4 protein-coding genes are annotated in these 5,563 nt (G+C 69.0%); 3 read left to right on the top strand and 1 reads right to left on the bottom strand.

Features of this window, described 5'->3' with window-relative positions; all coding sequences use genetic code 11:
• Nucleotides 1-238 precede the first annotated feature (238 nt).
• The gene (locus tag WBA11_RS10870; RefSeq protein ID WP_424520710.1) at nucleotides 239-1,543 is read right to left on the bottom strand and encodes an MFS transporter; all 1,305 of its coding nucleotides are present in this window, start codon (nucleotides 1,541-1,543) and stop codon (nucleotides 239-241) included.
• A gap of 108 nt (nucleotides 1,544-1,651) precedes the next feature.
• Between WBA11_RS10870 and WBA11_RS10865 the strand changes: the two genes are divergently transcribed.
• From WBA11_RS10865 to WBA11_RS10855, 3 genes are all read left to right on the top strand, one after another.
• On the top strand, nucleotides 1,652-3,139 hold the full coding sequence (locus WBA11_RS10865; RefSeq protein ID WP_424520709.1) for a hypothetical protein: 1,488 nt from the start codon (nucleotides 1,652-1,654) through the stop codon (nucleotides 3,137-3,139).
• A 421-nt stretch (nucleotides 3,140-3,560) separates the two neighbouring features.
• Entirely contained in the window at nucleotides 3,561-4,856 is a 1,296-nt protein-coding gene (gene purB, locus WBA11_RS10860) for an adenylosuccinate lyase (RefSeq protein WP_424520708.1), read from the top strand.
• Nucleotides 4,857-5,296: 440 nt separating this feature from the next.
• Nucleotides 5,297-5,563, top strand: a 267-nt coding sequence (locus WBA11_RS10855) for a hypothetical protein (RefSeq protein WP_424520707.1), incomplete at its 3' end; no start/stop codon positions are given.

Raw genomic sequence — 5,563 nt, 5'->3', positions numbered from 1 at the left:
CTCTCGGAGTATCGTCCCCCGAGGGCGAGCCTTGACCTCGAAGGCGCAGACCGACCTCGAAGGCGCCGACCGACCTCGAAGGCGCAGGCGACGTCCCCTCTCCTCCGATGAGGAGGGGGACAGGGGGTGGTAAACATCCGGCCTCGAGGCCGGACGAAAGCAGGGAGGTTCGCCCTCGAGGGCACGTCCACATCGAGGACGTCCGGCACATCGGAGACGCGCACCGGCCTCGAGGACGCTAGCGCCCCGGCTCCGTCTCCGGCGACGCCCGCCAGCGCGCCTCGGCCGGCACGACGGTCGCGATCCAGACCAGGCCCGACGCGACCTCGACGAGCGCGAACCCGATCACGACCGTCACCAGGTCGACGCCGGCCTCCAAGAGCAGGCTCGCCACGAAGATCGAGAAGCTCTCGACGAGCGTGATCAGCAGCCAGTCCGTCGAGATGACGCGGCCACGGAAGGCGTCGCGCGAGCGCTCTTGCAGGAGCGTCGTGGAGAGCACCCAGTTGGCGCCGCTTGCCGCGTGGGCAAACACGACGCACGCCGCGACGGCCCACCGGTAGTCCACGACAGCGGCGACGGACAGGTAGCCCAACCCGCTCGCGATCACGCATCCGCCCAACACCAGCGGCCATCGGCGCTCGTCGGTAAAGAGCGACCGCGCCAGGATGGGGCCGATTCCCGTTCCCAGTCCGCGCGCCGCGAACAGGATGCCGATCCCCGTCGTGCCGGCCGATGGAAACAGGTTGTTGCCAAGGAGTGCGAGCACGAACACCAGGCCTCCGCCGCCCAGGCCCCAGGTCGCCTTGGCGAGCGAGATCCGGCGCACGGCGGGCCGAGCCAACACGTAGCGCCAGCCCTCGACGACCTTGCTCCCCGCCACGCGCAAGACGCTCTGCCGAGGCTCGTCGTCGTCCTCGAGGTCGGTCGCCGGCACGCGGACGCGGAAGATGAACACGGCGCTCACCAGGTACGTCGCCGCATCGAGGAGGAACACGACGTCGGTGCCGAAGGCGTCCACAGCCGGGCCGCCCGCCGCCGCGCCGATGGCGAGCATGGAGGACCACGTCGCCGCCAAAAGGGCGTTGGCCGTCAGCAACTCGCCGGGCTTGGTGATGAGCGGCAGGACGGCGTTTTTGGCCGGCGTGAACGCCGCGCTCACCGCGATCTGGGCCGCGCCCAACGTGTAGAGCAGCCACAGGTCGTCGGCGTCGCGGACGAACAGGAAGCCGAGCACGATGACGGCCCGCACCAAGTCCGCGCCGATCATCAGCCGGCGCCGGTCGAGACGGTCGGCCAAGACGCCCGCGATGGGCGAGGCCAGCGCCAGGGGCAGCATCTTCGTCAGGAAGACGCCGCCCAGCGCTGCCTCCGATCCGGTCAGGTCCAGGACCAGCCGGTACAGCGCGAGGGTGTTGAACCAGTCGCCGAACAGCGACACGACGGTCCCGCCCCACAGCCTCCTGACGTCGGCGTTGCCACGGAGCAGCGTGCCGAACCCGACGCTCTCGCGGGCTTCTCCAGGTTGGCGGCGGTCGGTCACGCAGGGTCTCAGGGGGCCGCGCACACGAACCGGGCCGCTGCGAGGTTCACCGAACCCGACCTCGATGTCGAGCGTCCGGCCGGTTCCGCCGGGTCTTCTCGTTCCGCCGTGCGCCTCGCCCTCCTCGCTTTTCTCGCTCTCACCGGCTGCTCGACGGGTGCCGTCCTCGAGGACGATGCGCGCGCTACCGAAGGCATCGAGATCGAACCGAGGCGTGTCGACCTCGAGGGCCGGTTCGTGACCGCCGTGGACGACACCACGCTCGGCGTGTACGGCCTACGCGTCCACCTGGTCTTCCGACGCTCCAATGGAAGGTGGGAGCGCTTGCTCGGACCGGAGCGTCGCCATCGTCACGTAGACGTCCTCGACGAGCAGGGTCGATTCCGGTTTTCCCTCGCCTCGTCTCGGCTCAGCCGCTACGACTCACTCGCCGTCGTGCCCGAGACAGCGACCGACGCCGTCCGCATCGTGCCCGTCCCTCGAGGCTCGATCCAGGTCCCCGGCCTCGAGGACGGGCGGCTGATGATGGACCGCGCCGTCCGGCTGCCGCTCTCGGGCTCGGTCGAGCGCCGCGACCTCGAGGGCGGACTCCCGACGCCGCTCGGCGTGACGGTCCGCTACTCCACGCTGTCCCGCGAGTTCGTGACGGCGCGCTACGGCGGCGATCCGCCGTTCGAGCTGCCGCAGGTCCGTATCGAGGTCACCGACAGCGGCGGGTTCATGTTTCAGCCGTTCGACCCGGACGTGTTGGGCGGAACGGAGATCGAGCTCAACGCCGCGCGCGGCATCACGCCGACGTTGGTTGGGCACGAGTACGGCCACTACGTGACGTACCGGATGTGGGGCGCGAGCCCGGTCCGCTACGCGTTGCGCAACCGGAATCTGCGCGAGGGCTGGGCCATCTTCTTCTCGTTCGCCATGCGCGCCTGGGCCGCGGCCGAGTACGGCGACGACCACCTCGCGTCCTCGAACACGGAGCGCGCGCCGTTCTCGCACCTGGCGATGTCGCACCAGCGGTACGAGGGCATCGTCTACGGCCGCTCGAAGCCGGACTACGCCGCCATCGGCTCCCTCCTGTGGAATCTCTACGACGGCCCCGACGCGTCGCCGTGGGAGCCGTCCGCCCTCGAGGGCGACAACGAAGACGTGGCGCTCGGCCTGGACGTGTTCGAAGCGGTCCGTCAGACCCGAACGTCGGTCTGGAATGAGGCCGGCGTCTTGGAGGTCGTCGCAGCGCTGGCGGCATCGAGGCCGGACCTCGCCGCGTCCATCGAGGGCGCTCGCGACCACTTTCTGTGTCCCGACTTCCCGTCGTGCGATCTCAAGGCGCCACCCGACGCTCGCCCCACGACCGGGTCGCCGTCGCTCCGCCCCGTTCAGCCCGTCCTCGAGGTCGAACGCGTGGGCGGAAGCACTCGCCTAACCTGGGAGCCCCGGACGTACACGACGCCCTGGGCCAACGCACCCGTCGCCTACCGCGTCCTGCGCGACGGCCTCGAGGTCGCTCGGCTTGGCCCATCCTCGAGGACGTGGACCGACGTGGAAGGCGACGCGAGCGCAGACTACCGCGTCGAGGCCCTGGGGCAAGGTGACTAAAGGACGGGACATGAGACGCGTGTCCGGCGCGACGAATCGACCTCGAGGGCGGATCAGGCACAGACTCTCATCGACGTCATCCAGAGCGGAGGGCGCAGCCCGGAGTCGAAGAATCTCGACGCACTGCGTCCGACCTCGAGGTCGCGCGTGACTCCGTATCCCGCCAGCTTCGGAATCCGTCCTCGAGGACGGTTCGAACCTGCGCGACCTCTCGCGACGCGTCGAGATCTCTCGACTCCAGCCGAGGACGGCTTCCGCTCGAGATGACGTTGCAGGGACCGACTGCCCCGGAGTCAGCAACGCAGGCAGCCTCGAGGGACGAATCGAGCACGCGCCCTCGAGGCCGAGACACCTCTTCTCCTCTTCTCTTCCGCACCTCTTCTCGCATCTGCATCTTCCAAGCTCCCCGCCCCCGACCTCGATGATCGACCGCTACACCCGCCCCGAGATGGGCGCCATCTGGACCGAGCACGCGCAGTTCCAGGCCTGGCTCGACGTCGAGCTCGCCGCCTGCTGGGCGTGGTCCAAGGAGACGGGTCAGATCCCGATGGAGGACGTCGAGACGCTGTACCAAAACGCGTCGTTCGACATCGACCGGATCCACGCCATCGAGGCCGAGACGCGGCACGACGTGGTCGCGTTCACGCGCGCCGTCTCCGAGACCCTAGGCGACGAGCGGAAGTGGGTCCACTACGGACTCACCTCGTCCGATGTCGTCGACACCGCACAGTCGCTACGGCTGACGAAGGCGAACGCGATGCTGCGCGACGGGATCGTCAAGCTGGGAGAGGTCCTGGCCTCGAGGGCGCGTGAGCACAAGAACACCGTGACGGTCGGCCGCACACACGGCGTTCACGCCGAGCCGACGACGTTCGGCTTGAAGCTGGCCCGGTTCTACGACGCCGTCCAGCGCGACCTCGAGCGGTTCGACGCCGCCGCCGAGGCCGTCCGCGTCGGCAAGCTGTCCGGTGCTGTCGGCACGTTCGCCAACATCCCGCCCGAGGTGGAGCGCCTGACGTGTGAGCGCCTGGGTCTCAAGGCCGCACCGATCTCGACCCAGGTCTTGCCGCGCGACTTGCACGCGCAGTATCTCGCCGTGCTCGCTCTCGTCGGCACGACCATCGAGACCATCGCCGTCGAGATCCGGCATCTCCAGAGGAGTGAAGTCCTCGAGGCCGAGGAGTCGTTCGGCAAGGGCCAGAAGGGCTCGAGCGCGATGCCGCACAAGCGCAACCCGGTCGGGTCGGAGAACCTGACCGGCATGGCGCGGCTGCTCCGTGGTTACATGGTCGCCGGCTACGAGAACGTGGCGCTGTGGCACGAGCGCGACATCAGCCATTCCTCTGTCGAGCGCGTCGTCCTGCCCGACGCGACCATCGCCCTCGACTACGCCCTGGCTCGGATGGCCAAGATCGTCGAGAACCTGACGGTCTACCCCGACCGGATGGCCGAGAACCTGGACCGTACGTATGGGCTCGTCTACAGCCAGCGCCTGCTGCTCATGCTCATCGAGGGCGGCATGAGCCGCGAGGCCGCCTACGACACCGTCCAGCCCTTGGCGATGCAGGCGTGGCGCGAGCGCCGCAGCTTCCGCGACATCGTCGAGGCCGCGCCCGGCATCACGTCCGCCCTCGAGGCCGACCAGATCGAGGCGGCCTTCGACCCGGCGTACCACCAAGCACAGGTGGACGAGATCTTCGAGCGCGTCGGGCTGTAGCGACCTCGAGGACGGACGTGTAGAGGGCACGGTATGTCGTGCCCCTACGGAGACTCCGAGATTGACCGGACAGGGTTTCTCGGTGGCCTACCCCCGTTTGATAGGCAGGGCTGCTAAGTCCTGCTCTTTCCTCCGCTCCCAAAGAGTCCTTCCCGCGGAGGCGGGGACCCACACGGTGCCCGGTCGGAGTGCCGAAGCTCGTGACGGCCTCGAGGTCGGCACTCTGGATTCCCGCGTTGGCTGCGCCGTCACTTCGTGGTCGCGGGAACGACGACGATGGGTTAGGATGCCGACCCAGAAGTCAGCAGCCCTGCCATCCGGTAGGGACCACCCGCCGGGCCACGTGCCCACGTCCTTGAGGTCGCGTTCTCGACGACGCGGGCGAATGGCCCGGCGCGCTGACGAGCGGGAGAACGATATTCGTCCTTTCGCCGCTCACGTTGCCCACCCCCCTCCCCGTCACCGCCGAGTTCGTCGCCGTCCTGGGCTACGTCTTGCTCTCGGCAGTCCTGGTGGCGGAGCTGCTGCGTGGACCGCAGAGCACCGAGCGGCGCCTGCTGATCGCGTTCAACGTGCTCGTCGCGGGCAACCGACTGGTCTACCTCGCGACCCTCGTTGCGGCGCCGGCGGCGGCGTGGTGGTACGTGGCGGAAGCGGGCCTGTTGGTCTCGGCCGCGTGCCTGCTCTTGTTCGCCTATGCCTACGGG

Source organism: Rubrivirga sp., from assembly GCF_049648075.1.
Taxonomy (GTDB): Bacteria; Bacteroidota; Rhodothermia; order Rhodothermales; family Rubricoccaceae; genus Rubrivirga.
This window is presented reverse-complemented; position numbering and strand designations above follow the sequence as displayed.